Raw genomic sequence first — 24,228 nt, 5'->3', positions numbered from 1 at the left:
CGCGCCGACCGGGATGGTGTCGCGCAGGCCGCTGGTCCGCTCGGCGGCGGCCACGCACACCCGGACGTCCCCCTGCCGGCGGAACAGGGAGGCGCGCTCGCCGTCGGCGCGCACCTGGCCGTCGGGAACGGGACCGCCTGGAACGCCCTGCGCGGCGAGCCCGGCGACAAGGAGCTGCTGGAACGCGACTGGGGCGTCACCGACGCCGCCGGCTGGCGCGAGCAGATGGACGCGCTGCTCGACGCCCGCAACAGCGACCCGGCGATCCAGATGGTGCTCGACCGGCGCGGGCGCGGCACCGGGGAGCGGGAGTGGCGCGCCGCGATCACCGCCTGGTGCGGCGAGCGCGACATCGGGGAGGAGACCGTCCGGGAGGTCGTCGAGCTGTCGGGCGCGGTCCTGCGGTACGAGGCGCGGTTCCGCGCGGACGGCCTGCTCCCGCCCGACGGGCGGGTGGAGAGCGTGTACGGCTACGACTTCGGCCGCGCGGTGAACATGGCCCGCTGGGGCCTGTCCGCCGGGTACTGCGACGCCGACGAGGCGGAGAAGTGCGTCCTCACCGCCGGGCACCGGGCCCACCAGGTCTACCCGTCGTGGGGGTCGTTCTCCGCCGGGTACGTCCTCGGCCGGATGCTGCGGTTCGACGAGGGCGAGTTCGGCGAGTGGTACGACCGCTCCCTCGCCGGCCACCGCGTCCTCGCCGAGGACCCGGGCAGCCCGTGGCGGCGCATGGCCTGGGGCTAGCCGCCCCGGGCCCGGCGCCCCCGGTCAGAGCAGGGCGTCGATGTCGTCGGTGATCGCCTTGCGGTCGGCGGCGCCGAGGGACGAGGCGGCGACCGCGTTGCGGGCCAGCGCCGCCAGCTCGGCGGGGCCCAGCCCGAACACCTCGGCGGCGACGCGGTACTCGCCGGTCAGGGTCGTGTCGAACATCGGCGGGTCGTCGCTGTTCAGCGTGACGAACAGGCCCTCCTCCAGCATCCGCGGCATGGGGTGGGCGGACAGGTCGGGGACCTGGCCGGTGCGGAGGTTGGAGGTGGGGCACACCTCCAGCGGCAGCTGCGTCTCGCGCAGGTGGGCGATGAGGCGCGGGTCCCGCACGCAGCTGGTGCCGTGGCCGATCCGCTCGGCGCCGAGGCCCTCGATCGCCTCCCAGATCGTCTCCGGGCCGGTCATCTCGCCGGCGTGCGGGAGGCTGCGCAGCCCGGCGGCGCGGGCGGCGGCGAACGCGTCGCGGAACGCGTCCCGGTGCGGGGTGCGCATCTGCTCGATGCCGCCGATCCCGAACCCGACGAGCGCCTCCGGCGGGTGGGAGAGCGCGTGCTCCAGGGTGCCGCGGGCGCCCTCGGCGCCGAACTCGCCGGGGATGTCGAAGATGTAGGCGACGCGGACGCCGAGCCTCTCGCGGGCCTCGCGGACGGCGTGGTCGAGGGCCTCGGTGACCGCGGGCATCGGCATCCCGGCCCGCTGGTGGGTGTAGGGGGTGACGGTCAGCTCGACGTACCGGACGTTCTGCGCCGCGAGGTCGCGGGCGACGCCGAAGACGAGGGTGCCGACGTCCTCGGGCGTGCGGACGAGGCCGGACACCGCCTCGTAGACCTCGGCGAAGTGCGGGAAGTCGCGGAACTCGTAGAAGGCGCGCAGCTCGCGCTCGTCCGCGGGGACGGGCCCGTCCGGATGGCGGCGGGCGAGTTCGAGGACGGTGGGGACCGAGGCGGAGCCGACCAGGTGGACGTGCAGCTCGACCTTCGGCAGGGCGTCGATGAACGCCTCGATGGGGGTGCTCTGGGTGGAAGTCACGCCGCGAAGCTAACAGCGACCGCGCCCCGTCCGACAGACGAAGGCGGTGAACCTGACAGGAAAACGTCAGGAATACCTCCTCGGGCCGCCGGCGGGGTCCGCGGTGCGGCAGGATGGGCCCGTGCGCGCGGCCCGGTTGATCTCGATGGTGCTCCTCCTGCAGTCGCGGGAGGCGATGACGGCGGGCGAGCTCGCGCGCGAGCTGGAGGTGTCGGAGCGCACCGTCTACCGGGACATGGAGGCCCTGTCGGCGGCCGGGGTCCCGGTCTACGCCGACCAGGGGCGCGGCGGCGGGTACCGGCTCGTCGGCGGGTACCGGACGCGGCTGACCGGCCTCACCCGCGAGGAGGCCGAGGCGCTGTTCCTGTCCGGGCTGCCCGGCCCGGCCGGGGACATGGGGCGCGGCGGCGCGCTGGCGGCGGCCGAGCTGAAGGTCCTCGCGGCGCTGCCCGCCGCGCTGCGGGACGCGCCCGCGCGGGCGAGCCGGCGGTTCCTGCTGGACGCGCCCGGCTGGTTCGGCGAGTCCGGCCCGCCGCCGCTGCTGCGCGAGCTGGCCCGCGCGGTGTGGCAGGACGAGACCGTCGAGCTGCGCTACCGCCGCAAGGGCACCGAGGTCGTGCGCACGGCCGACCCGTACGCGCTCGTCCTGAAGAACGGCACCTGGTACCTGGTCGCGCGGGTCGACGAGGGGTACCGCACGTACCGGGTCGACCGCGTCACCGCCGTCCGGGCGGACGGCACCGTCTTCGAGCGGGACGAGGAGTTCGACCTCGCCGCGCACTGGCGCGGCGCGGCGGCCGAGTTCGTGCGCTCGATGCTGCGCGAGGAGGCCACCGTGCGGCTCTCCCCCGCCGGGATGCGGCTGCTGCGGTACGCGGTGGAGCCGTACGCGGCCCGCCGCGCGGCGGAGGCGGCCGGCGAGCCCGACGCGCGGGGGTGGGTGACGACCACGCTGCCGGTCGAGTCGGCGGAGGTCGCGGCGTCGGAACTGCTGCGGCTCGGCCCGGAGGCGGAAGTCCTCGCGCCGCCGGAGCTGCGGGAGCGGATGGCGGTCAGCGCCGCGCGGCTGGCGGAGCTGTACGGCGCCTAGTCCTGCTTGCGCGCGATCGCCGCGGCCAGCTGCTCCTTGCTCATCTTCGAGCGGCCCTGGACGTCGAGGCCGGCGGCGCGGTCGTACAGCTCCTTCTTGGTGCTGCCCTCGACGTCCACTCCGCCGAAGCTCTTGCCCTTGCCGCGGCGGGCGTCGGGGTTCTTGGCCCGCGGGTCGGACGGCCCCTTGCGGCCCTTCGGCTCCCAGTGGTCGCCGCGCTTCTCGAACTTGTGCTTGAGCGCCGAGTAGGCGGTGCGGTGCGCCCGCTGGCCCTCGCCGTAGGTCTTGACGGCGGAGTCGTGGGCCTTGGCGAAGGTCTCCTGGGCCTCCCGGGGAGAGCGCTGGAGCGTGCCGGGAAGCTCCTGCTTCCGGGGCTTGCCGCTCTTGTCGGTCATCGGCATGGCTCCTCCTTTCTCCTCTTCACGCCATAACCGGGCAGATCGTTCTCAAACGGCCCCGGGACGTCCCGGGGCCGTGGCGAGACGGCGGTCAGCGGTAGCCGGTGACGTCGGCGGGACGGCCGGCGTCCACGACCTCGGTGATGTAGCGCCACGCGTCGGGGCGGCTGCCGTCGGCGTCGGTGAAGCCGTAGACCCGGGCCAGTCCGCCGCTGGTCAGCGACCGGCCGTTCCAGCGGGCCCGGTCGGGGTCGGCGGCGAGCGCCGCGACGGCGCGGCCCACGAGGGCGGGCGATTCGGCGATGGCGAAGTGCGGGTCCTTGGCGGCGCCGTCCCGCCAGGTCGCCTCGGTGACGCCGAAGTGCTCCAGCATGGCCTCCGAGCGCAGCCATCCCGGCGTGAGCGCGACGGCGGTCGCGCCGTACGGAGCGATCTCCTCGGACTGGGCGAGCGCCATCCGCAGCACGGCGGTCTTGGCGATGTCGTAGAAGTAGCCGCACTCCTTGCGGTACTTCGCGTTGTACTCGGCGGTGCCGTCGGTCACCTCGACGACCAGCCCGCCCGGCTCGCGGATCAGCAGCGGGAGGGCGTGGTGGCTGGTGACGGCGTGGGTGTCGAGAGCCAGCCGGAACATCCGCAGGCCGTCCTCCAGGGACTGCTCCCACATCGGCTTGCCGAACTGGAAGAGGTGGTCCGATCCCCAGATGTCGTTGACCAGGACGTCCAGCCGGCCCCGCTCGGCGTCGATGCGGCGCACGAGCGCGGCGACCTGCGCCGGGTCGAGGTGGTCGACGCGGACGGCGATGCCCTCGCCGCCCGCGTCCGTCACCCGTTCCGCGGTCTCCTCGATGGTCTCGGGCCGGCCCATCTCCGATCGCTCGGACCGGGTCGTGCGCCCCGTCACGTAGACGGTCGCGCCCGCGGCGCCGAGTTCGGTGGCGATGCCCCGGCCCGCGCCGCGCGTCCCGCCCGCGACCAGTGCGGTCTTTCCTGTCAGTGCACGGCTCATGAAGACGATGCTGGCAGGCAAACCTGACATCTCATGTCAGGGTTACGGGCGGGTCGCGCGGATTTTCGGTCAGGTGAAGATGCTGACTCCACCGGGGCCGACGAGGAGTCCGACGACGATGAGGACGATGCCCCACAGGAGGTCGCGCCGGGCGAGGATCACATAGATGCCGGCGATCACCAGGATCACCGCGATGAGCCACAGGATTGTCATCATGACTTCCGGCGTCCCCCGAGAGAACGCCAAGAAACGGCAATCCGGTTTCGGATGACCGAATTTTCCGTTTTGTACGGGGAAGGGGACGGTGCCCCCTCCCCCGCTGGGATAACGGCGGTCACCCGCGCCCTCGTGCGCGGCGCGCGCGGCCACGGCCCAGTCTTCCGCCGGGCCCGGCCCGGGGCATCGGCCTTCGGACCGGTTCCGCGCGCCGGGCCCTCGTGCTTGCGGACTAGGACCGGCTCGGCTCCTGGAACGGTTCAGCCGTCCGAACGGCTCAACCGGAGCACGTTGGCGACGATCCGGTGCCCGGCCCCGCCCGCCGCGGTGAGGATCGACTCGGGGTGGAACTGGACGGCCCAGCGCCGCCGCGGCGCGTCCTCGACGGCCATCACCACGTCCCCCGTCAGCGCCGTCACCTGGAACCCCTTCACCCGGTCCGGCGTCGCGTGCAGCGAGTGGTAGCGGGCGGCGGTGAACTCGTCCGGCAGCCCCTCGAACAGCCCGCCGCCGGTGACCTTCACCTGGCCGGGCTTGCCATGGGACGGCTCGGGCAGCAGCGCCAGCTCCCCGCCCGCGTGCTCCACCATCGCCTGCAGGCCGAGGCAGACGCCGAAGACCGGCAGCTCCCGCTCGGCCAGGGCGTCCAGCAGCGCGCGGGTGCCGAAGTCCTCCGGGCGGCCGGGGCCGGGCGACAGCACCACCAGGTCGGGGGCGTGCTCGTCCAGCATCCGCAGCGGGAACCCGTGCCGCAGCGTGACCACGGCCGCGCCCTGCTGGCGGAAGTAGTCGGCGAGCGTGTTGACGAACGAGTCCTCGTGGTCGACGAGCAGCACCGTGAGCCCGTCCCCCGGCAGCGCCGCGCGCGGCGCCTCCTCCCGCTCGGCGTCCCCGGCGCCGTCCTCGACCGCGGCGAGCGCGCCGAGCAGCGCGCTGGCCTTGAGGTGGGTCTCGCGCTCCTCCTCGTCGGGGTCGGAGTCGTACAGCAGCGTCGCCCCCGCCCGCACGGTGGCGACGCCGTCGCGGATCTGCGCGGTCCGCAGCGTCAGGCCCGTGTTCATCGACCCGTCGAAGCCGACGCAGCCGACCGCGCCGCCGTACCAGCGGCGCGGCGACTCCTCGTGGTCCTCGATGAACTGCATCGCCCACGCCTTCGGCGCGCCGGTGACGGTGACCGCCCACATGTGGGTGAGGAACGCGTCCAGCGCGTCGAAGCCGGGCCGCAGCCGGCCCTCGATGTGGTCGACGGTGTGGATCAGCCGGGAGTACATCTCGATCTGCCGGCGGCCGAGGACGCGGACGCTGCCGGGCACGCAGATCCGCGACTTGTCGTTGCGGTCGACGTCGGTGCACATGGTCAGCTCGGACTCGTCCTTCGCCGACGCCAGGATCGTGCGGATCTGCTCGGCGTCCTCCAGCGCGTCGCCGCCGCGCTTGATCGTCCCGGCGATCGGGCAGGTCTCGACGCGGTCGCCCGACACCCGGACGAACATCTCCGGCGACGCGCCGACCAGGTACTCGCCGTCGCCCAGGTTGAACAGGAACTCGTACGGGGCCGGGTTCGTCTCGCGCAGCCGCTCGAAGAACGCGGCGGGCGCGTCGCACCGGGCGTACATCGCGTGGCCCGGCGTCACCTCGAACAGGTCGCCGCGGACGAACTTCTCCTTGGCCTCCCGCACCATCCGCGCGTACACGCCGGGCACCGGCTGCGGCGGCAGCTCCGCCGCGCGCGGCCGGACCGGCGTCGGCTCGGTGGCCCGCGCCAGCCCCGCCGTGCCCTCGCCGCCGACCTCGAACTCGTAGGAGATCCGGTGCGAGGTCTCGCGCTTGCGGTCCACGACGACCATCTCGTCGGCCAGGTGCAGGACGAGGTCGCGCTGGTCGTCCGGCCGCTCCAGCCGGGTGCGCAGCGGCTCGAACTGCAGCGACAGGTCGTAGCCGAACGCGCCGTACAGGCCGAGGTGCGGGTCGTCGCAGCCGAACAGGCCGACGACGGCGCGCAGGGCGGTGAAGACGGTCGGCTGGCGGCTGCGCTCCTCCTCGGGGAAGAACTCCGCGCCGGGCGGGACGAAGACCTCGAACAGGTCCGCCGCGTCCGCGCGGACCTCGCCGACGCCGCGGAGCACGGCGGCCACGGCGGGCAGCACGATCCGCCCGCGCTCGTTGAGGGCGCGCACGGCGACCGCCCGCCCGCGCGCGACGATCTCCAGGCAGGGGTCGACGTAGGCCATGTGCCAGCGGCTGTAGCGGCCCGGGTACTCCATGCCGGAGCTGAGCACGCCGCCGCGCCGCTCCCCCACGGCGCGGACGAGGGCGTTCAGCACATCGGACTTGCGCTCGGAGTCGACGGGGACGGCGGTACGGGTCACCCGTACGCCCCCGGCCGTGACGAACTCGCTGGTCAGCGGCTGCTGTGAGACGGTCTCCACCGCGGTGGCCCCTCATGTCGGGCCCTCATCGGGCGGCGCCCACGAAAAAACGACCGCCGATGAGGGCGGTCGCCTGGTCTGAGCATGCAGGAACCGGCGCCGCCTCAGCGGCGCCACCACCACCGGGCGGCTGCGGTTCGCATGCGGCGAGGTTACCATGGACCCCGGTCGCAAGGGCTTGCTTACCTCCAGGAGCGGCGTCATGACCAGGAAGAACACCGAGTTCGAGCTGCGCGGGGTCAACCACCTGGCGCTGGTCTGCAGCGACATGAGGCGGACGGTGGACTTCTACGAGGGCGTGCTCGGCATGCCGCTCATCAAGACGATCGAGCTGCCGATGGGCTGGGGGCAGCACTTCTTCTTCGACTGCGGCGGCGGCAACGCCCTCGCGTTCTTCTGGTTCCCCGACGCGCCCGACCCCGTCCCCGGCGTCTCGGCGCCGAAGAACCTGCCCGACCGGGGCGAGCTGCTGTCGGCGGTCGGGTCGATGAACCACATCGCCTTCGACGTCCCGCCCGAGCGCATCGAGGAGTACCGCGACCGCCTCATCGCCAAGGGGATCGACGTCGGCGTGCTGCTCAACCACGACGACAGCGAGTTCGGCGTCGCGCCGGAGAACCACGAGGGCGTGTTCGTCCGCTCCATCTACTTCAAGGACCCCGACGGGATCCTGGTGGAGTTCGCGGCGTGGACCCGGGAGCTCGGCCTGCCGAGCGACGTCCGGCACGAGCCGAGGACCGCCGCCGACCGGACCGTCTGACCGTCCCCTGACACCGGGTCGGACATGTCCTGACCTGCCCTCCCGTGCGCTGGAACGATCCAGCCAAGTCGTGCCGTGACCGATATCACACCGTGATCGTCGGATGTGTACTCTCGCCCGGCTGCTCCACCGGGACGGCCCCTCCGCGATCCGGACCGGCCGCTCCCGCGACGCACGACGAGGAGGACTCCCCTTGACTCCCGACACCCCCGAGGAACCGGCCTCGGCGCCCCCGCCACCGGAGGCCCGCTCCGACCGCAGCGCCTGGAACTGGCTGCTGGTCGTCCCGGTCGTGGTCCCGCTGCTGACATTCCTGTTCAACAGCGACTCCCCGCGGCTCGCCGGCTTCCCCGCCTTCTACTGGATCCAGCTCGCCTTCATCCCGCTCGGCGTGGCCTGCACGGTCGTCGTCTACCGGCTCACCCGGAAGCGGGGCTGACCGATGGCGAGCGACCACATCACCGAGATCGTCGTCTTCACCGCGCTCTTCCTCCTGGTCAGCGGGATGGGCTTCGTCGCCGCCCGGTGGCGGCGCCCGGACACCATGCACAGCCTGGACGAGTGGGGCCTCGGCGGCCGCAGCTTCGGCAGCTGGGTCACCTGGTTCCTGATCGGCGGCGACCTCTACACCGCCTACACCTTCGTCGCCGTCCCCGCCCTGGTGTTCGGCGCGGGCGCCGCGGGCTTCTTCGCGGTCCCGTACACGATCATCGTCTACCCGCTGGTGTTCCTGTTCCTGATCCGGCTCTGGTCGGTGTCGCACGTGCACGGCTTCGTGACGCCGGCCGACTTCGTCCGGGCCCGGTTCGGCTCGCCGACGCTGGCGCTGCTGGTGGCGATCACCGGGATCGTCGCCACGATGCCCTACATCGCGCTGCAGCTCGTCGGCATCGAGGCCGTGCTGAAGGCCATGGGCGTGAACGGCCACTGGCCGCTCGTCATCGCGTTCACGATCCTCGCGGCCTACACCTACCAGTCCGGGCTGCGGGCGCCCGCGCTCATCGCGTTCGTCAAGGACGTGCTGATCTACCTGGTCATCATCGTCGCGGTGCTGTACATCCCGGCGAAGCTCGGCGGCTGGGGCGACATCTTCGACGCGGCGAAGGCCAAGTTCGACGCGACGCCCGCGCCCGGCGACGGCATCACGATCGCCGGCAGCGGCCAGCTGAACTACGCGATGCTCGCGCTCGGGTCGGCGATGGCGCTGTTCCTCTACCCGCACAGCGTGACCGGCGTGCTGGCGAGCCGGAACCGCAACGTGATCAAGCGGAACATGGCGGCGCTGCCCGCCTACAGCTTCGTGCTGGGCCTCATCGCGCTGCTCGGCTACATGGCGATCGCGGCGGACGTGAAGCCGATCAGCACCGACGGCAAGCCGGACGGCAACACCGCCGTCCCGGTGCTGTTCGACCACATGTTCCCCGACTGGTTCGCCGGGGTGGCGTTCGCCGCCGTCGGCATCGGCGCGCTGGTCCCGGCGGCGATCATGTCGATCGCGGCGGCGAACCTGTTCACCCGCAACATCTACAAGGAGTACATCCGGCGGGACGCCACCCCGAAGCAGGAGGCCGCGGTCAGCAAGGTGGTCTCGCTGATCGTCAAGGCCGGCGCGGTGGCCTGCATCCTCGCATTGGACCCGCAGTTCTCCATCGACCTGCAGCTCATCGGCGGCGTGATCATCCTGCAGACGCTGCCGTCGGTCGGGCTCGGGCTGATGACCCGCTGGTTCCACCGCGGCGCGCTGATCGCGGGCTGGGCCGGCGGCATGCTCGCCGGGCTGTGGATGCTGTACCAGATCCCGAACCCGGCGAAGGGCAAGGAGCACTTCGGCGGGTCGGCCTACCCGCTCAGCGACCTCGGCCTCGACACCAAGACGACGATCTACGCCGGCGTGCTGGCGCTCGTCGTCAACGTCGCGGTCGCGGCGATCGGCACGCTGGTGTGCCGGGCGGCGAAGCTGGCGGACGGCGCGGACACGACCCGCGCGCACGACTACTTCGCCGACGAGGGCGACCCGAAGGTCAAGGAGCTCGACCTCACCGGGACCACCTGACCGTCCGTCCCCGCGGCACGCGGCCCGCGGCGGCGCCTCCCGGGCGCCCGCCGCGGGCCGTGCGCGCGCTGCCGAGTGGTTCACCACCCTCGCCTACAGGGGCCCGCATCTTCGACGGGCCCGACGAGGTGCACGTGACGACGACCGCGCGGCGCGCCCGTCAAGTTCTCCGCGCTGGCCGGAGGCGGCCGGACGGCGGGGCCTGCGGCTTCGCCGGTGACCGGATCAGGCGCCGGGGCGCACCAATCTTTTAGGTTACTTTCCTATTCATTGGCGCGCCGACCCGGCTCCTGCCGGTCCCCCCACCGTCCCGTGGAGAACGGTATTCGCAGCATGAACCCGAGAACTCGATACGCGGCCGGGCTGTCGGCCGCCGCGCTCACCGCCGCGCTCGCGGCGGCCGTCACGCCGGGCTCGGCGTCGGCGGCCTGCCATCCGGACGCCCGCGACCTCCTGGTCACCTACCAGCCGGTCGACCACACCGTCGCCGACGCGCAGTACCACCTCGCGCGGCTCACCATCGCCAACGGCGACGACCGCTGCGCGTTGGGCGCGGACGGCTGGGCGATGTACTTCAACGCCGTCCGCCGTCCCGCCGCCGTGCTCGACGGCGCGGCGGGCGACACCGCCCGCGCGCAGCTCGCGAGGCAGGGCCTCGCCGTGGCCCGCGCGGACGCCGCGCGCAGCGGCGACTTCTACACGCTCAAGCCCGCCGCCGGGTTCGCGCCCGTCGCGCCCGGCGAGCGGCGCGCGATCGACATCAACGTCGAGCTGTGGGCGGTGCACAAGTCCGACGGCCCCGCCGGGTGGACGATCCGGTTCGGCGGGGGCCGGCCGGCGTGGGTGCCCGCGCGGAACCTGCTCGACCCGGCCGACCCGAAGCAGACCACCGCGTTCTCCGGCGACCACCGGCCGGTCGAGACGGCGGCGACCCGCTACGCGGCGAACACGTCCCCGAAGACGGATCTCACGCTGCGGCAGAGCCTCGTCCCGCAGCCGCTGTCGGCGGCGGAGTCGGGCGGGACGGTCGCGCTCGGCGGCCTCTCGCGCGTCTCGGCGCCGCGGGCCCTGCGCGGCGAGGCCGGCTACCTGCGCTCCGCGCTGCGGGACGTCGCGCGGGGACGCGGCGCGCCCGTCTCGCTGAGCGTGGACCCGCGGCTGGACGTCGACCGCGACGGCGCGCCCGACCCCGAGGGCTACACGCTCACCACGACCGGGCAGGGCGTGCGGATCGTCGGCGCCGACCGGGCCGGGGTGCTGTACGGGATCCAGACGCTGCGGCAGCTCGTCCCCGCGGCCGACTACAAGGCGGCGGCGGGCGGCGACCGCCCGGCGTCGGTGGCCGTCCCCCGCGCCCGGATCGCCGACGCGCCGCTGTTCGGCTACCGGGGCCTGCAGCTCGACGTGGGGCGCCACTTCGAGACCAAGCGGACCGTCCAGAAGTTCCTCGACCTGATGAGCTTCACCAAGCTCAACAGGCTGCACCTCGGGCTGACCAACGACGAGGGCTGGCGGCTGGAGATCCCGGGTATGCCCGAGCTGACCGGCTTCGGCTCCAAACGGGAGTTCGACCTCGCGGAGACGGGCGCGCTGCACCAGGGCATGGGGTCGGCCGGCGACCTCGGCCCGGGCGACGGGATCTCCGGCAAGGCGGGCAGCGAGACCGAGGCCAACCTCGGGGTCCGGCCCGCCTACCAGGGCTACGAGCAGAGCACCGCCAACTTCGTCGGCAAGGGCGGCGGCTTCTACTCCGTGCGGGACTTCGAGGACATCCTGCGGTACGCCGCCGAGCGGCACATCGAGGTCGTCCCCGAGCTGAACTTCCCGGCCCACGCCCGCGCCGCCGTCCAGTCGATGGAGCGCCGCTACCGGCGGACGCACGACGACACCTACCGGCTGCTCGACCCGGGCGACACCAGCGAGCACGTCAGCGTCCAGTACTACAACGACAACCTCGCCAACCCGTGCCTCGGCAGCACCTACGCGTTCCTCGACAAGGTCGTGTCCGAGGTGGCGAAGATGTACCGGAGCGCGGGCATCCCGCTGAACCGGATCAACCTCGGCGGCGACGAGCCGCCCGGCCCGCCCGAGGGCTGGTGGTCCGGATCGCCCGCGTGCGCGAGCAACCCGGCGACCGCCGGCAAGTCCGGTGAGGAGCTCAAGGAGCTGTTCTTCACCCGGTGGAACGGCATCGCGCACAAGTACGCGCCGTACACCGCCGGATGGGAGGACATCACCGACCCGACCCGCTCGTTCCGCCTCAAGGGGTTCAGCCCGCTGCCGTGGCAGAACGTCTGGGGCTGGGGCCGGGAGGACTGGGCGTACCGGTTCGCCAACGAGGGCACCCCGGTCATCCTCGCCCACGCGACCAACCTCTACATGGACCTCGCCTACAACAAGGACCCGGACGAGCCCGGCTACTACTGGGCCGCGTACGTGGACGAGAAGTCCACGTTCACCTACCAGCCGTTCAACGTGTACGCGAACGCCACCGAGGACCGCTGGGGCAACCCCGTCACGCCGAACCCGTCCTGGACGAAGCTGACCCCCGAAGGCCGCAAGAACATCCTCGGCCTGGAAGCGCAGCTGTGGGGCGAGAACGGCAAGCCGCCGGAGATCCGCGAGTACCAGGCGTTCCCCAAGCTCCTCGGCGTCGCCGAGCGGGCCTGGAACCGCGACACCCCCGCCCCGGCCGAGATGGACGCGGCCTGGAACGTCTTCACCAACACCCCTCGGCCAGAAGACGTTCCCGCTCCTGTCCTTCTACCAGCCGGTCGGGCTGGACGACTCGGGCGTGAACTACCGCGTCCCGCCGCCCGGCGCGAAGGTCTCCGGCGGGATGCTCGCGGCGAACGTCCGCGACCCGGGCATGGCCGTCGAGTACTCCACGGACGGCGCGCACTGGCTGCCGTACACCGGCCCCGTGCGGGTCGGCGAGTACGCGCTGGCCCGGACCCGCAGCGCCGACGGCCGCACCAGCCGCGTCTCGCCGGCCGGCGTCCCCGGCTGGCGGAGCGGCGCCTCCTACGAGCCCGGCGCCCTGGTGACCCACCGGGGCGAGCTGTTCCGGGCGACGCGTCCGGGCACCGGCGGGGAGCCCGGACCGCCGCGCGGCGGCTGGACCCTCCTCCGGTAGCCGCGCGGGCCCGCGGTCCGGCCGTCTCCTCCGCGGACGGCCGGGCCGCCGGGCGCGTCCGTGCCTTGGCCACCGGCCGCGGCGCCGCCACGAACACCGGGCGCGGCGCCGCGGGCGCCGGACGCGGCGGCGGGCAGTCCGCCGAGGACCAGGTCGACGAGCCCGTCCACGACGGCCTCGCGCGGCACCTCCGCGGCGTGGTCGAGCCACCAGTCGCCGGCGGTCTGCACCATGCCGACGATCGCGTGGCCCCACACGTAGGCGCGGGTGCGGTCCGCCATCTCGCCCTCGGCGATCATCACCTCGGCCAGCTCCCGGCTCACGTCGCGGATCATCGTGCTCATCGCGCTGTGCGTGGCGGTGTCCTCGGCGCTCGCCCGGTGCATCAGGAACCGGTACAGGTTGAGGTTCTTGGAGATCGTGGCCAGGTAGGTGTCGATGGTGGAGCGGGTCCGGTCGCGGACCGGCTCGTCGCGGGAGAACTCGTCCCGGATGCCCTCGATCAGCTTGCGCGTGTGCCGCTCCGCGAGGGCCTGGTAGAGGCCGCTCTTGTCGCCGAAGTGGCGGTAGAGGATCGGCTTGCTGATCCCCGCCTCGGCGGCGATCGCGGCCATGGACGCCTCCGGCCCCTCCCGCTGGATGACCCGGTCGGCGGCCTCCAGCAGGGCGCGGCGGCGGCCGGGATCGCGCCGCGCTCCCGGCTTGCCCGCCGCAGTCGTCATGGAAAGCACGCTATCGGGGGTGTTACCCGGTGACAACACCGGTATCACCGACTGACAACCGCGCCCCCGCCCGGCGGCGTCCGGGCGACGCCGGAACCGCCGCCGGGCGCGGGGCGGGCGCTACCGGACCGGGAGGCCGGTGATGGAGCGGCCGATGACCAGGCGCTGGATCTCCGAGGTGCCCTCGAAGATCGTGAAGATCTTGGAGTCACGGTGCATACGCTCGACCGGGTACTCGCGGGTGTAGCCGTTGCCGCCGAGGATCTGGATGGCCTCTTCGGTGACGTAGACCGACATCTCGCTGGCCATCAGCTTGGCCATCGAGCCCTCGGCGTTCGCGAAGTCCTTGCCGGTGCGCGCCATCCAGGCGGCGCGCCACACCATGAGGCGCGCGGCGTCCAGGCGGGTCTTCATGTCGGCGAGCTTGAAGGCGACGGCCTGGAAGTCGCCGATCTTGCGGCCGAACTGCTCGCGCTCCCGCGCGTACTGCAGGGCGTAGTCGTAGGCGGCGCGGCCCACGCCGAGCGCCATCGCGCCGACGGACGGGCGGGTCGTCTCGAACGTCTTCAGCGCGGCCTGGCCCTTGGAGCTCTTGCCCTCGCGGGTGCGGGCGATGCGCTCGTCGAACTTCTCCTTGCCGCCGACGATCAGGTGCGAGGGGACGCGCACGCCGTCCAGGATCACCTCGGCGGTGTGGGAGGCGCGGATGCCGTGCTTCTTGAACTTCTGGCCCTGCTTCAGGCCGGGGGTGTTCGGCGGGATGATGAAGCTGGCCTGGCCGCGGCTGCCGAGCTCGGGGTGCACCGACGCCACGACGACGTGGACGTCGGCGATGCCGCCGTTGGTCGCCCAGGTCTTGGTGCCGTTCAGCACCCACTCGTCCTTGGCCTCGTCGAAGACGGCGCGGGTGCGGATGGAGCCGACGTCGCTGCCGGCGTCGGGCTCGGACGCGCAGAACGCGCCGAGCTTGACGTCGTCGGCGCTGCCGAACATCTGCGGCACCCACTCGGCGGTCTGCTCGGGGGTGCCGACGGCGGCGACGGACGCGGCGGCGAGGCCGGTGCCCACGATCGACAGCGCGATGCCCGCGTCGCCCCAGAACAGCTCCTCGAACGCCACCGGGATGCCGAGGCCGGTCGGCTCCAGCCACTGGGTGGCGAAGAAGTCGAGGGAGTAGATGCCGACCTTGGACGCCTCCTGGATCAGCGGCCAGGGGGTCTCCTCGCGCTCGTCCCACTCCTGCGCCGCGGGGCGGATGACGTCCCTGGCGAACTCGTGCACCCAGTCCCTGACCTCGCGAACGTCCTCGCTGGGCTCCAGCGAGAACGGCGTCTGCTCCGCGCTCGTCATGATTAATTCGACCCTTTCTCCAATATCGCTGTTACCAACGGTAGCACCACCAGGCGTTACCGTGGGTAACACCGTGGCCGGAGTCACAGGCCGGTCACCGGGTGCCCGGGGAGAAGGAGCGCGCGGCGGCGTAGCCGGGCACCTCGGCCATCGGCGGGCGCTCCCCCACGGCGACGTCGGTGGTGCGGGCGTCATGGCCGTCCGCGCCGCGGTGGAATCGGGTGAGCGCGGTGGAGGGGGCCTCCAGCGGGATCATCCGGCCGTGCCGCTCCAGCCGCGACCAGGCCGTCTGCATGATCTGCCCGGACATCGCGCCGAGCGCCTCGGTGGACTGGTGGGCGTGCACCCGGCGGCCGAGGTCCACCTGCGCGATCGCGTCCAGCCCGGCGTGCTGGTAGACGTCCAGCAGCAGGCCGAGCTCCACGCCGTAGCCGGTGACGAACGGCAGCCGCTCCAGCAGCGCGCGCCGGCCCGCGTACTCGCCGCCGAGCGGCTGCATGACACCGGCGAGCAGCGGCCAGTGCATGTTGATCAGGGGGCGGGCGACCAGCTCGGTGACCCGGCCGCCGCCGCCCTCGACGCGCCGCTCGCCGTCCACCAGCGGGCGGTCGTAGCAGCCCTTCACGTAGCCGACGGCCGGATCGGCCAGCAGCGGGCCGAGCAGCCCGGTGACGTAGGACGAGGTGAACTCGCGCAGGTCGGCGTCGATGAAGACCAGCAGGTCGCCGGACGTGGCGTACAGGGACTTCCACAGCGCCTCGCCCTTGCCGGACATGCGGCCGAGACCGGGCAGGACGGCGTCCTGCGCGACCACCTCGGCGCCCGCCGCCGCGGCGACGGCGGCGGTCCGGTCGGTGGAGCGGGAGTCGACCACGACGATCTCGTCCACGAGCGGGATCCGCTCGACCAGGTCGGTCCGGATGGCCGCGACGATGGCGCCGACCGTGGCCTCCTCGTCACGCGCGGGCAGCACGACGCTGATCCCGGTGTCGCCCTTGGCGTCGAGCAGGAGGCGCGGCGGCCAGTCGGCCGCCGTGCTGGTGCGGCGGGCCAACCACGACGCGACATCGGGCAGCACGCGCTCTCCCTCCCCTCTGGCCGTCCCGGACGGAACGCCCCCTCACTAACAGGGAACGCCAAATCCTCCCAGATCATTCACCGGTGGGACGGGAGGGAACGAACCGACCCGAAGAGTTGACGCGGGCGCAACACACCCGTCATTCGGCGGCGTGCTTGTCGAGGAACTCGTAGACGTCGGCGTCGTCCACGCCGGGGAACGCGCCGGGCGGCAGGACCGACAGGACGTGCGAGTGCGCGCGCGCCGACGGCCAGGCCATGCCCTCCCAGCGGTCCGACAGCTCCTTCGGGGGCCGCTGGCAGCAGTCGCCGTCCGGGCAGGCCGACTTGACCCGCCGGGTCGTCTCCCGGCCGCGGAACCAGCGCGAGTCCTCGAACCGGACGCCCAGCGTGATCGCGAAGTCGCGCTCGTGGCTCGGGTCTATGTGCGACAGGCACCAGTACGTCCCGTTGGGGGTGTCGGTGTACTGGTAGTAGACGGAGAAGCGGTCCGCGGCGCCGAACACGTGCCGGCCGGCCCATTCGCGGCACATCCGCTGGCCCTCGATCGCGCCGTCCTCGTCCTGCGGGAACGCGAGGCCGTCGTTGGCGTACGCCTTGTAGATGGTGCCGTTCTCGTCGTTCTTGGTGAAGTGCAGCTGCAGCCCGAGGTGGTGGGTCGCGATGTTGGTGAAGCGGTGCGCGGCCATCTCGTAGGAGACGGAGAAGACGTCCGCCAGGTCCTCCACGGACAGCTCCCGCGCCGCCTTGGCCTCCTGGAGGAAGGGCACGACGCTGCGCTCGGGCATCAGGATCGCCGCGCCGAAGTAGTTGGCCTCCACGCGCTGGCGCAGGAAGTCGGCGAAGTCGCGCGGCTGGTCGTGGTCGAGCGCGATGTGCCCGAGGGTCTGCAGCAGGATCGTCCGCGGCGTGTGCATGCCGAGCTGCTCGCGCTCCAGGTAGATCCGCCGGTTGCGCAGGTCGGTGACGGACCGGACGGAGCGCGGCAGGTCCTGCACGTACTGGAGGCTGAAGCCGAAGTGGCCGACCAGCGTCATCAGCAGGCCCTGCGACACGGCGCCGCGCCGGTACCCGACGGCGTCGAGGGTCTGCGCGGCGACCCGCTCGATCTCCGGGAAGTGGTTGCCGCGCTCGTGCATCTGGCGGCGCAGCTCGGCGTTGGCCTTGCGCGCCTCCTCGGGGCTCGCGGTGGGCTTGGTGCGGCTGCGCTTCAGCTCCCCGTACAGCGCGAGGATGTGCTCGATCACCTCGTTCGGCATCCGCTTGCCGACCTTGAGGTGCGACAGCCCGAGCGTCCGGTACAGCGGGTCGCGCTGGGCCTCCTCCAGCTGGATCTCCAGCTGGGCGCGGCGGCTCGGCGGCTGCCGGCGCAGCAGCTCCTCCACCGGGCACTCCAGCGCGGCGGCCAGCGACTGCAGCAGCGACAGTTTCGGCTCGCGGCGCCCGTTCTCCAGCAGCGACAACTGGGACGGGGCGCGGCCGACCCGCTCGCCGAGCTCCGAGAGCGTCAGCCCGCGGCCGCGCCGCAGGTGCCGGAGCCGCTGCCCGAAGGTGACGAGGTCTACGTCGCTCGTCAAGTTGAGGGGTTCTTCTTGTCGCAAGGTCGTCACGGCTTCATCGTACAGGAAATTTCGCACTTCTTTCGTTACTCGCGAGTTCATTAGGGGGTTGCGACCGGGGCATAGTCGTTGCAAGCACCCAGGGGACGACACGGAAGGGCAACATCATGAGCGACAGTCGCCTCAAGGGCGCAGCCGAGGAGCTGCAGCGACAGTGGGAGACCGACGCCCGCTGGAAGGGCGTCGAGCGGACCTACACGGCCGAGGACGTCGTGCGGATCCGCGGTTCGGTCCAGGAGGAGCACACCCTCGCGCGCCTCGGCGCCGAGCGCCTCTGGAAGCTCCTGCACGAGGAGGACTACGTCCACTCCCTCGGCGCGCTGACCGGGCTGCAGGCCGTCCAGCAGGTCAAGGCCGGCCTCAAGGCCATCTACCTGTCCGGCTGGCAGGTCGCGGCGGACGCCAACCTGGCGGGCCAAACCTACCCGGACCAGAGCATCTACCCGGCGAACTCGGTCCCGGCCGTGGTCCGCCGCATCAACAACGCGCTGCTGCGCGCCGACCAGGTGCAGTGGGCCGAGGGCGAGGGCGACACGCACTTCCTCGCCCCGATCGTGGCCGACGCCGAGGCCGGCTTCGGCGGCGTGCTGAACGCCTTCGAGCTGATGAAGGGCATGATCGCCGCGGGCGCCGCGGGCGTGCACTGGGAGGACCAGCTGGCCTCCGAGAAGAAGTGCGGGCACCTCGGCGGCAAGGTCCTCATCCCGACCTCGCAGCACATCAAGACCCTCAACACCGCCCGCCTCGCGGCGGACATCTCCAACGTCCCCTCACTGATCATCGCGCGGACCGACGCCGAGGCCGCGACCCTGATCACGACGGACGTGGACGAGCGCGACCGCGAGTTCACCACCGGCGAGCGCACCGCCGAGGGCTTCTACCGGGTCCGCAACGGCATCGAGCCCTGCATCGCCCGCGCCAAGGCCTACGCGCCGTACTCCGACCTCATCTGGATGGAGACCGGCACCCCGGACCTGGAGCAGGCCCGCAAGTTCGCCGAGGCGGTCAAGGCCGAGTACCCCGACCAGATGCTCGCCTACAACTGCTCGCCGTCCTTCAACTGGAAGGCGCACCTGGACGACGCGACCATCGCCAAGTTCCAGCGCGAGCTCGGCCACATGGGCTTCAAGTTCCAGTTCATCACGCTGGCCGGCTTCCACGCGCTCAACTACGGCATGTTCGACCTGGCCCACGGCTACGCCCGCGAGGGCATGACCGCCTACGTCGACCTGCAGGAGCGCGAGTTCGCGGCGGCCGAGAAGGGCTTCACCGCGGTCAAGCACCAGCGCGAGGCCGGCACCGGCTACTTCGACATGGTCAGCACCGCGATCGCGCCCGACTCCTCCACCACGGCCCTGAAGGGCTCCACGGAAGAGGGCCAGTTCCACTGATCCGCCCGGGCCGGCCGCGCCCCCGGCACGGCCGGCCCGTCCTTCCCGCACCACCCCCTAGGCCCCGAAGGCCCCCGCGTCCCTACACCCGCGGGGGCCTTCCGGTGTCCGCGGGCCCCGCCCGGCCCCGCCCGATCGCCCCCGGCCGCCCCGCCCATCCGGCCACATGCGGCAAGGCACCTCGACAACGCCCGATAATCGGCGCATCGTGAGCGCGCTAGTTGATCACTCTCGGAGAGGATCCCTGATGGCGCGTCACCCCCGGTCCATCCGGTCCCGGGCGATCCCCGGCCGGATGCTGCCGATCGCCGCCGCCGCCGTGTGCGTCGTCGCGCTGGCCCCCGCGGCCGCCGCGGACGCCGCCGGGCACCACGGGCGCTTCACCCCCGGCGCCCCCGGAGTGGGCGACCCCTACTTCCCGCTGGAGGGCAACGGCGGCTACGACGTCGCGCACTACTCGCTCGACCTCAGCTACGACCCCGACCACGACCAGCTCGACGGCACCGTGACCATCACCGCGCGGGCCACCCAGAACCTGTCGCGGTTCGACCTGGACCTGTCCGGCATGGACGTGGAGCGGATCTGGGTCGGCGGGCAGCGGGCCGACTACCGGCGGCAGGGCCAGGAACTGATCATCACGCCGCGGCGCGGACTGCGGAAGGGGTCGGTGTTCCGGACGGTCGTCAGGTACGGCGGCGTCCCGCAGACCATCGTCGGCTCCCCGATCGTGTTCGGCTCCCCGTACGGGTTCCTGCACACCCCCGACGGCGCGTTCGTCGGCGGCGAGCCGAACGGCGCCCGCACCTGGTTCCCGGTCAACGACCACCCGAGCGACAAGGCGACCTACGACTACACGATCCGGGTGCCGGAGGGCCTGACGGCCGTCGCCAACGGGCGCCTGACCGGGCACGGCGGCGCCACCGCCGCGTTCAGCCGGCGTCCCGGCAAGACCCGCGCCGAGGTGTTCCGCTGGCGCGAGGACAGCCCGATGGCGAGCTACCTCACCACGATCGACATCGGCAAGTGGGTCGTGAAGCAGGGCCGCACGCCGGGCGGCGTCCCCAACTACACGGCGGTCGACCCCGTCCTGCTCCAGAACCAGCCGGACGCCGTGGACTTCTTCTACGGCACCACCGGCGAGGTCACCGACATGTGGTCGAAGGCGTTCGGGCGCTACCCGTTCGGCGGCACCGGCGCGATCGCCGACGACGCCCGCTTCGAGGGGCAGCCGCTCGGGTTCTCGCTGGAGACGCAGAGCAAGCCCGTGTACTCGGCGGTGCGCAGCACCGGGACGATCGCGCACGAGCTGGCGCACCAGTGGTTCGGCGACGCGGTGTCCCCGGCGCAGTGGAAGGACGTCTGGCTCAACGAGAGCTTCGCGACCTGGGCCGCCTGGTACTACACCGAGCTGAAGGGCGGGCGGAGCGTCCCCGACGCGGCCCGCGCCACCTACGCCGCCCGCCCGTTCCCCGACCGCGAGGGCCGGCCGTTCTGGTCGGTGCTGACGGCCGACCCGCAGCGCGACACCATGTTCAACGACCGCGTCTACAACGGCGGCGGCATGATGCTGCAGTTCCTCCGGGAGAAGATGGGCGACGACGCGTTCCTCACCCTGCTGCGGACCTGGTACGCCACGCACAAGTACGGCAACGCGCGGACCGAGCAGTTCACCTCGCTCGCGCAGCGGATCGCCGGGCAGGACCTGAGCACGTTCTTCGACGACTGGCTCTACTCCCCCATCAAGCCCGAGATCCCGCAGGACTGACCCGCCCGTGCGGACCGGCCCCCGGCGCCCCGCCGGGGGCCGGTTCTGTGGCGGATTACGTGGTAAGCGGTGTCTCGCCACCCTAGGATTCCGGCAAGTGGGGGTTCTTCCGTGGGTGTGGTGGTACGGCTTCCGCCGGCACACCTCGTACCCGCTCGGCTCGCTGACCGAGTCCCTGACCAACACCCTGTTCGGCTTCATGCGCGCCTACGTCCTGCTCGCGCTGTGGAACGTCCGGCCCTCGCTCGGCGGGTACGACGCCGCCGACGCCGTCACCTTCTGCTTCCTCACCCAGGCGCTGATCGGGCCCGTGCAGGTCTTCGGCGGGATGGACCTCACCGAGCGCATCCGCAACGGGGACGTGGCGATCGACCTGTACCGCCCGGTCGGGCTGCAGGGCTGGTGGCTCGCCGACGACCTCGGCCGCGCGGCGGGCTCCCTGCTGCTGCGCGGCGGCCCGCCGCTGGTCGCGGGCGCCCTGGTCTTCCCGTTCCGCGTCCCCGGCCCCGCGCACCTCGCCGCGTTCGCGGTGGCGCTGGTCCTCGCGGTGACGGTGAGCTTCGGGCTGCGCTACCTGGTGGCGCTCGGGATGTTCTGGCTGCACGACGACCGCGGCCTGCAGGCCGTCACGCTCGTGATGTCGCTGTTCTTCTCCGGCATGATCCTGCCGCTGGTCGTCTTCCCGGGAAGGCTCGGCGACATCGCGCAGGCGCTGCCGTGGTCCGCGCAGATCCAGGTGCCGGCGGACGTGTTCCTCGGCCGGCACACCGGCGCCGGGCTGCTCGGCGCGCTGGCGTTCCAGGCGGCCTGGGCCGCGGCGCTGCTCGGCGCGGGGGCGCTGCTGACGCGCGCCGCCCGGCGGAAGCTGGTGGTGCACGGTGGCTGACGCCGCGGGGGCCGGGACGGTCCGCATGTACGGGCTGCTGGCCTGGACGTGGATCCGCGCGGCCGCGCAGTACCCGGTGTCGATGGTGCTCCTCGCCCTCACCACGGCGGCCGTCACCGGGCTGGACGTGGCCGCGATCGTGCTGCTGTTCGCGCACGCGCCGCGCATCGCCGGGTTCGGCGCCCCCGAGGTGCTGTTCCTCTACGGCACCTCCGCGCTGTCCTTCGGGATCTCCGACATCCTGCTCGGCACCACCGAGCGGCTCGGGCACCACGTCCGGCAGGGCACCCTCGACGCGATGCTGGTGCGGCCGGTGAGCCCGCTCGTCCAGGTCGCGACGGAGGAGTTCTCGCCGCGCCGGTTCGGCAAGCTCGTCCCGGCGGTCACCGTGCTGGTGTACGCGATCGCGGCGGCGGACGTCGCGTGGACGCCGGGCCGGATCGCGATGGTCCCGGTCATGGTGCTGTCCGGGGCGGCGATCTTCGGCGGGCTGTGGGTGCTGACCGGCGCGGTGCAGTTCGTGCTGATCGACGTCCACGGCGCGGGCAAGTCGGTGACCTACGGCGGCGCGTTCCTCACCCAGTACCCGATGACCGTGTTCGCCCGCGACTTCGTGCGCGGCGTGACGTTCATCGTGCCGCTGGCGTTCGTCAACTGGCAGCCCGCGCTGTACGTCCTGGACCGCCCCGACCCGCTCGGGCTGCCCGCGGCGGCGCGGTTCGCCTCGCCGGCGGTCGCCGTGCTGGTGTGCGCGCTCGGCGCGGCGGCGTGGCGGGCGGGGCTGCGGCACTACCGATCGACAGGGAGCTGATGCCGGTGCCGATGATCGAGGCCGCGGACGTCGTCAAGTCGTTCACCGTCCGGGCGCGCGCGGGCGGCCTGCGCCGCACCCGCCGGACCGTGCGCGCGGTGGACGGCGTGTCGTTCACCGTCGAGCCGGGCGAGTTCGTCGGGTACCTCGGCCCGAACGGGGCCGGGAAGTCCACCACGATCAAGATGCTGACCGGGATCCTCACCGCGTCGTCCGGGCGGCTGCGGGTCTGCGGGCTGGACCCGTCGCGGCGCCGCACCTCGCTCGCGCGCCGGCTCGGGGTGGTGTTCGGGCAGCGCACCACCCTGTGGTGGGACCTGCCGCTGCGCGACAGCCTCGCCCTCGTCCGGCGGCTGTACCGGGTGGAGGCGGCGGCGCACCGGGCCCGGCTCGCCGAGCTGACCGCGCTGCTGGAGCTGGAGCCGTTCCTGGACACCCCGGTCCGGCAGCTCAGCCTCGGCCAGCGGATGCGCGGCGACCTCGCCGCCGCGCTGCTGCACGACCCGGAGCTGCTCGTGCTGGACGAGCCGACGATCGGCCTGGACGTCGTGAGCAAGGCGACCGTCCGCGACTTCCTGGAGCGGATCAACGCCGAGCGCGGCACCACGATCCTGCTGACGACGCACGACCTCGGCGACATCGAGCGGCTCTGCCGCCGCGTCATGATCATCGACCACGGGCGGCTCGCGTTCGACGGCGGGCTGGACGCGCTGCGCCGCACGGTGGCCGCCGACCGGCTGCTGGTCGTCGAGCTGGCCCGGCCGGGCCCGCCGATCCGGCTGGACGGGATCGAGGCCGAGCGGGTCGAGGGGCCGCGGCAGTGGCTGCGGCTGCCGCGCTCGGCGAACGCGGCCGCGGTCATCGCCGAGCTGGCCCGGGCCCACGAGATCCGCGACATCGCGCTGCGCGAGTCCGGGATCGAGGAGGTCCTCGCCGCGCTCTACCGGGGCGACCACGCGTACTGGTGCTCCGGGCGGCCGGTGGCGCCGTAGCGCAGCGTCACCACGACCCGCCCGGCCTGCGCGAGCGCGGCCAGGTACCGCTGGGCGGTGGCGCGGGACACGCCGACCTCGTCGGCGATCTCGGCGGCGGAGCGGGGCGCGTCCGCGCGGCGCAGCGCGTCGCCGACCAGCCGCGCCGTCACCGGCGACTGCCCCTTCGGCGGCGGCGCCTGCCCGTGCAGCGGCGCGTACAGCGCGCGGACGGCGCCGTCCAGCGCGGCCTGGGACAGCTCGCCGTCCCCCGACAGCGCCTCCCGGTAGCGGGCGTAGGCGGTGAGCCGCGCGCCGAGCGCGGCGGCGGTGAACGGCTTGATCAGGTAGTGCAGGGCGCCGCGGCGCAGCGCCTCCCGCACGGCTCCGGGGTCGGCCGCCGCCGTCGCCATGATGACGTCGGCGTCCAGCTCGGGCAGCAGGGCCAGGCCGGAGGCGTCCGGCAGGTACACGTCCAGCAGGACGAGGGCGGGCGCCAGGTCGGCCGCCATGGACCGGGCCTGCGCGGCGGTGTGCGCGAGCCCGGCGACGGCGAAGCCGCGCACCGCCGCCACGAACTTCGCGTGGACCTGCGCCACCCGGAAGTCGTCGTCCACCACGAGAACGTCGATCACCGCACCGCTCACCTGACCGCCTCCGCTCCGAGCACTCCGGGGATCCGCGCGACCGCCACGGCCCCGCCCCCGCCGGGCCCGCCCGTCCCGGCGGCGACGAACGCCACGTCGCC

21 protein-coding genes and 2 pseudogenes are annotated in these 24,228 nt (G+C 72.9%); 12 read left to right on the top strand and 11 right to left on the bottom strand.

The genetic code is table 11. From position 1 onward, the window contains the following. Positions 1 to 102, bottom strand: a pseudogene (locus AB0K34_RS38190) (IclR family transcriptional regulator); the annotation flags it as partial. Between AB0K34_RS38190 and AB0K34_RS38185 the strand changes: the two are divergent. Continuing rightward, on the top strand, positions 73 to 744 hold the full coding sequence (locus tag AB0K34_RS38185) for a DUF1266 domain-containing protein (protein WP_364553618.1): 672 nt from the start codon (positions 73 to 75) through the stop codon (positions 742 to 744). The pseudogene AB0K34_RS38190 and the gene AB0K34_RS38185 overlap by 30 nt on opposite strands. Positions 745 to 768: 24 nt before the next feature. On the opposite strand, the gene add is transcribed toward AB0K34_RS38185, so the two are convergent. Next, a complete protein-coding gene (gene add, locus AB0K34_RS38180) occupies positions 769 to 1,797 on the bottom strand; it encodes an adenosine deaminase (RefSeq protein WP_138641013.1) in 1,029 nt (342 codons plus the stop codon). Positions 1,798 to 1,918: 121 nt separating this feature from the next. On the opposite strand from add, the gene AB0K34_RS38175 reads away from it, so the two are divergent. Then, the gene (locus tag AB0K34_RS38175; protein ID WP_138641012.1) at positions 1,919 to 2,887 is read left to right on the top strand and encodes a YafY family protein; all 969 of its coding nucleotides are present in this window, start codon (positions 1,919 to 1,921) and stop codon (positions 2,885 to 2,887) included. On the opposite strand, the gene AB0K34_RS38170 is transcribed toward AB0K34_RS38175, so the two are convergent. The 4 genes from AB0K34_RS38170 to AB0K34_RS38155 all read right to left on the bottom strand — a co-directional run bounded on the left by AB0K34_RS38170 (position 2,884) and on the right by AB0K34_RS38155 (position 6,939). Further along, on the bottom strand, positions 2,884 to 3,288 hold the full coding sequence (locus tag AB0K34_RS38170) for a ChaB family protein (protein WP_138638865.1): 405 nt from the start codon (positions 3,286 to 3,288) through the stop codon (positions 2,884 to 2,886). The genes AB0K34_RS38175 and AB0K34_RS38170 overlap by 4 nt on opposite strands. A gap of 88 nt (positions 3,289 to 3,376) precedes the next feature. Next, positions 3,377 to 4,294, bottom strand: coding sequence for an SDR family oxidoreductase (locus tag AB0K34_RS38165; RefSeq protein ID WP_138638866.1), 918 nt, complete (start codon positions 4,292 to 4,294; stop codon positions 3,377 to 3,379). A gap of 69 nt (positions 4,295 to 4,363) precedes the next feature. Further along, positions 4,364 to 4,510, bottom strand: coding sequence for a GPGG-motif small membrane protein (locus AB0K34_RS38160; protein WP_165959128.1), 147 nt, complete (start codon positions 4,508 to 4,510; stop codon positions 4,364 to 4,366). 260 nt (positions 4,511 to 4,770) lie between these two features. Beyond that, positions 4,771 to 6,939: an anthranilate synthase component I gene (locus tag AB0K34_RS38155; protein ID WP_364553612.1), complete on the bottom strand. Its 2,169-nt coding sequence runs from the start codon at positions 6,937 to 6,939 to the stop codon at positions 4,771 to 4,773. A gap of 202 nt (positions 6,940 to 7,141) precedes the next feature. Here AB0K34_RS38155 and AB0K34_RS38150 point away from each other — a divergent pair, with 202 nt between their 5' ends. From AB0K34_RS38150 to AB0K34_RS38130, 5 genes and pseudogenes are all read left to right on the top strand, one after another. After that, positions 7,142 to 7,699, top strand: coding sequence for a VOC family protein (locus tag AB0K34_RS38150; protein WP_138638868.1), 558 nt, complete (start codon positions 7,142 to 7,144; stop codon positions 7,697 to 7,699). A 193-nt stretch (positions 7,700 to 7,892) separates the two neighbouring features. Further along, positions 7,893 to 8,138 (top strand): DUF3311 domain-containing protein, encoded by a 246-nt coding sequence (locus tag AB0K34_RS38145; RefSeq protein WP_240808141.1) that lies wholly within the window; start codon positions 7,893 to 7,895, stop codon positions 8,136 to 8,138. A gap of 3 nt (positions 8,139 to 8,141) precedes the next feature. After that, on the top strand, positions 8,142 to 9,752 hold the full coding sequence (mctP, locus tag AB0K34_RS38140; RefSeq protein ID WP_364553610.1) for a monocarboxylate uptake permease MctP: 1,611 nt from the start codon (positions 8,142 to 8,144) through the stop codon (positions 9,750 to 9,752). A 333-nt stretch (positions 9,753 to 10,085) separates the two neighbouring features. Further along, positions 10,086 to 12,416: pseudogene (locus tag AB0K34_RS38135) on the top strand (family 20 glycosylhydrolase); the annotation flags it as partial. A 175-nt stretch (positions 12,417 to 12,591) separates the two neighbouring features. Beyond that, positions 12,592 to 12,888 carry a chitobiase/beta-hexosaminidase C-terminal domain-containing protein gene (locus AB0K34_RS38130; RefSeq protein ID WP_364553616.1) on the top strand — a complete coding sequence of 99 codons (297 nt, stop codon included), beginning with the start codon at positions 12,592 to 12,594 and terminating at the stop codon, positions 12,886 to 12,888. On the opposite strand, the gene AB0K34_RS38125 is transcribed toward AB0K34_RS38130, so the two are convergent. From AB0K34_RS38125 to AB0K34_RS38110, 4 genes are all read right to left on the bottom strand, one after another. Continuing rightward, positions 12,777 to 13,502 carry a TetR/AcrR family transcriptional regulator gene (locus AB0K34_RS38125; RefSeq protein ID WP_364553614.1) on the bottom strand — a complete coding sequence of 242 codons (726 nt, stop codon included), beginning with the start codon at positions 13,500 to 13,502 and terminating at the stop codon, positions 12,777 to 12,779. The genes AB0K34_RS38130 and AB0K34_RS38125 overlap by 112 nt on opposite strands. Positions 13,503 to 13,730: 228 nt before the next feature. Beyond that, a complete protein-coding gene (locus AB0K34_RS38120) occupies positions 13,731 to 14,960 on the bottom strand; it encodes an acyl-CoA dehydrogenase family protein (RefSeq protein ID WP_138638873.1) in 1,230 nt (409 codons plus the stop codon). 94 nt (positions 14,961 to 15,054) lie between these two features. Next, positions 15,055 to 16,038, bottom strand: a complete 984-nt coding sequence (locus AB0K34_RS38115; RefSeq protein ID WP_364553608.1) for a glucosyl-3-phosphoglycerate synthase — start codon at positions 16,036 to 16,038, stop codon at positions 15,055 to 15,057. A 139-nt stretch (positions 16,039 to 16,177) separates the two neighbouring features. After that, positions 16,178 to 17,614 (bottom strand): XRE family transcriptional regulator, encoded by a 1,437-nt coding sequence (locus AB0K34_RS38110; protein ID WP_138638875.1) that lies wholly within the window; start codon positions 17,612 to 17,614, stop codon positions 16,178 to 16,180. Between the two features lie 149 nt (positions 17,615 to 17,763). Here AB0K34_RS38110 and aceA point away from each other — a divergent pair, with 149 nt between their 5' ends. The 5 genes from aceA to AB0K34_RS38085 all read left to right on the top strand — a co-directional run bounded on the left by aceA (position 17,764) and on the right by AB0K34_RS38085 (position 23,501). Beyond that, positions 17,764 to 19,047, top strand: coding sequence for an isocitrate lyase (gene aceA, locus AB0K34_RS38105; protein ID WP_138638876.1), 1,284 nt, complete (start codon positions 17,764 to 17,766; stop codon positions 19,045 to 19,047). A 247-nt stretch (positions 19,048 to 19,294) separates the two neighbouring features. Then, on the top strand, positions 19,295 to 20,812 hold the full coding sequence (locus AB0K34_RS38100; RefSeq protein ID WP_364553606.1) for a M1 family metallopeptidase: 1,518 nt from the start codon (positions 19,295 to 19,297) through the stop codon (positions 20,810 to 20,812). Between the two features lie 97 nt (positions 20,813 to 20,909). Continuing rightward, positions 20,910 to 21,698 (top strand): ABC-2 family transporter protein, encoded by a 789-nt coding sequence (locus tag AB0K34_RS38095; RefSeq protein WP_138641918.1) that lies wholly within the window; start codon positions 20,910 to 20,912, stop codon positions 21,696 to 21,698. Further along, positions 21,691 to 22,509 carry an ABC transporter permease gene (locus AB0K34_RS38090; protein ID WP_338072666.1) on the top strand — a complete coding sequence of 273 codons (819 nt, stop codon included), beginning with the start codon at positions 21,691 to 21,693 and terminating at the stop codon, positions 22,507 to 22,509. The genes AB0K34_RS38095 and AB0K34_RS38090 overlap by 8 nt, the downstream gene beginning before the upstream one ends. Then, entirely contained in the window at positions 22,509 to 23,501 is a 993-nt protein-coding gene (locus AB0K34_RS38085; RefSeq protein ID WP_364553603.1) for an ATP-binding cassette domain-containing protein, read from the top strand. Before AB0K34_RS38090 ends, AB0K34_RS38085 begins: the two co-directional genes overlap by 1 nt. Here AB0K34_RS38085 and AB0K34_RS38080 read toward each other — a convergent pair. Then, a complete protein-coding gene (locus AB0K34_RS38080; RefSeq protein ID WP_240808593.1) occupies positions 23,450 to 24,127 on the bottom strand; it encodes a response regulator in 678 nt (225 codons plus the stop codon). The two genes, AB0K34_RS38085 and AB0K34_RS38080, sit on opposite strands and share 52 nt — an antisense overlap. Between the last annotated feature and the right edge of the window lie 101 nt (positions 24,128 to 24,228).

The sequence above is a fragment of the Actinomadura sp. NPDC049382 genome (genome assembly GCF_040677125.1).
Classification (GTDB): domain Bacteria; phylum Actinomycetota; class Actinomycetes; order Streptosporangiales; family Streptosporangiaceae; genus Spirillospora; species Spirillospora geliboluensis.
The sequence above is the reverse complement of the archived record's forward strand: the minus strand, read 5'-3'. Positions and strand labels throughout refer to the sequence as shown.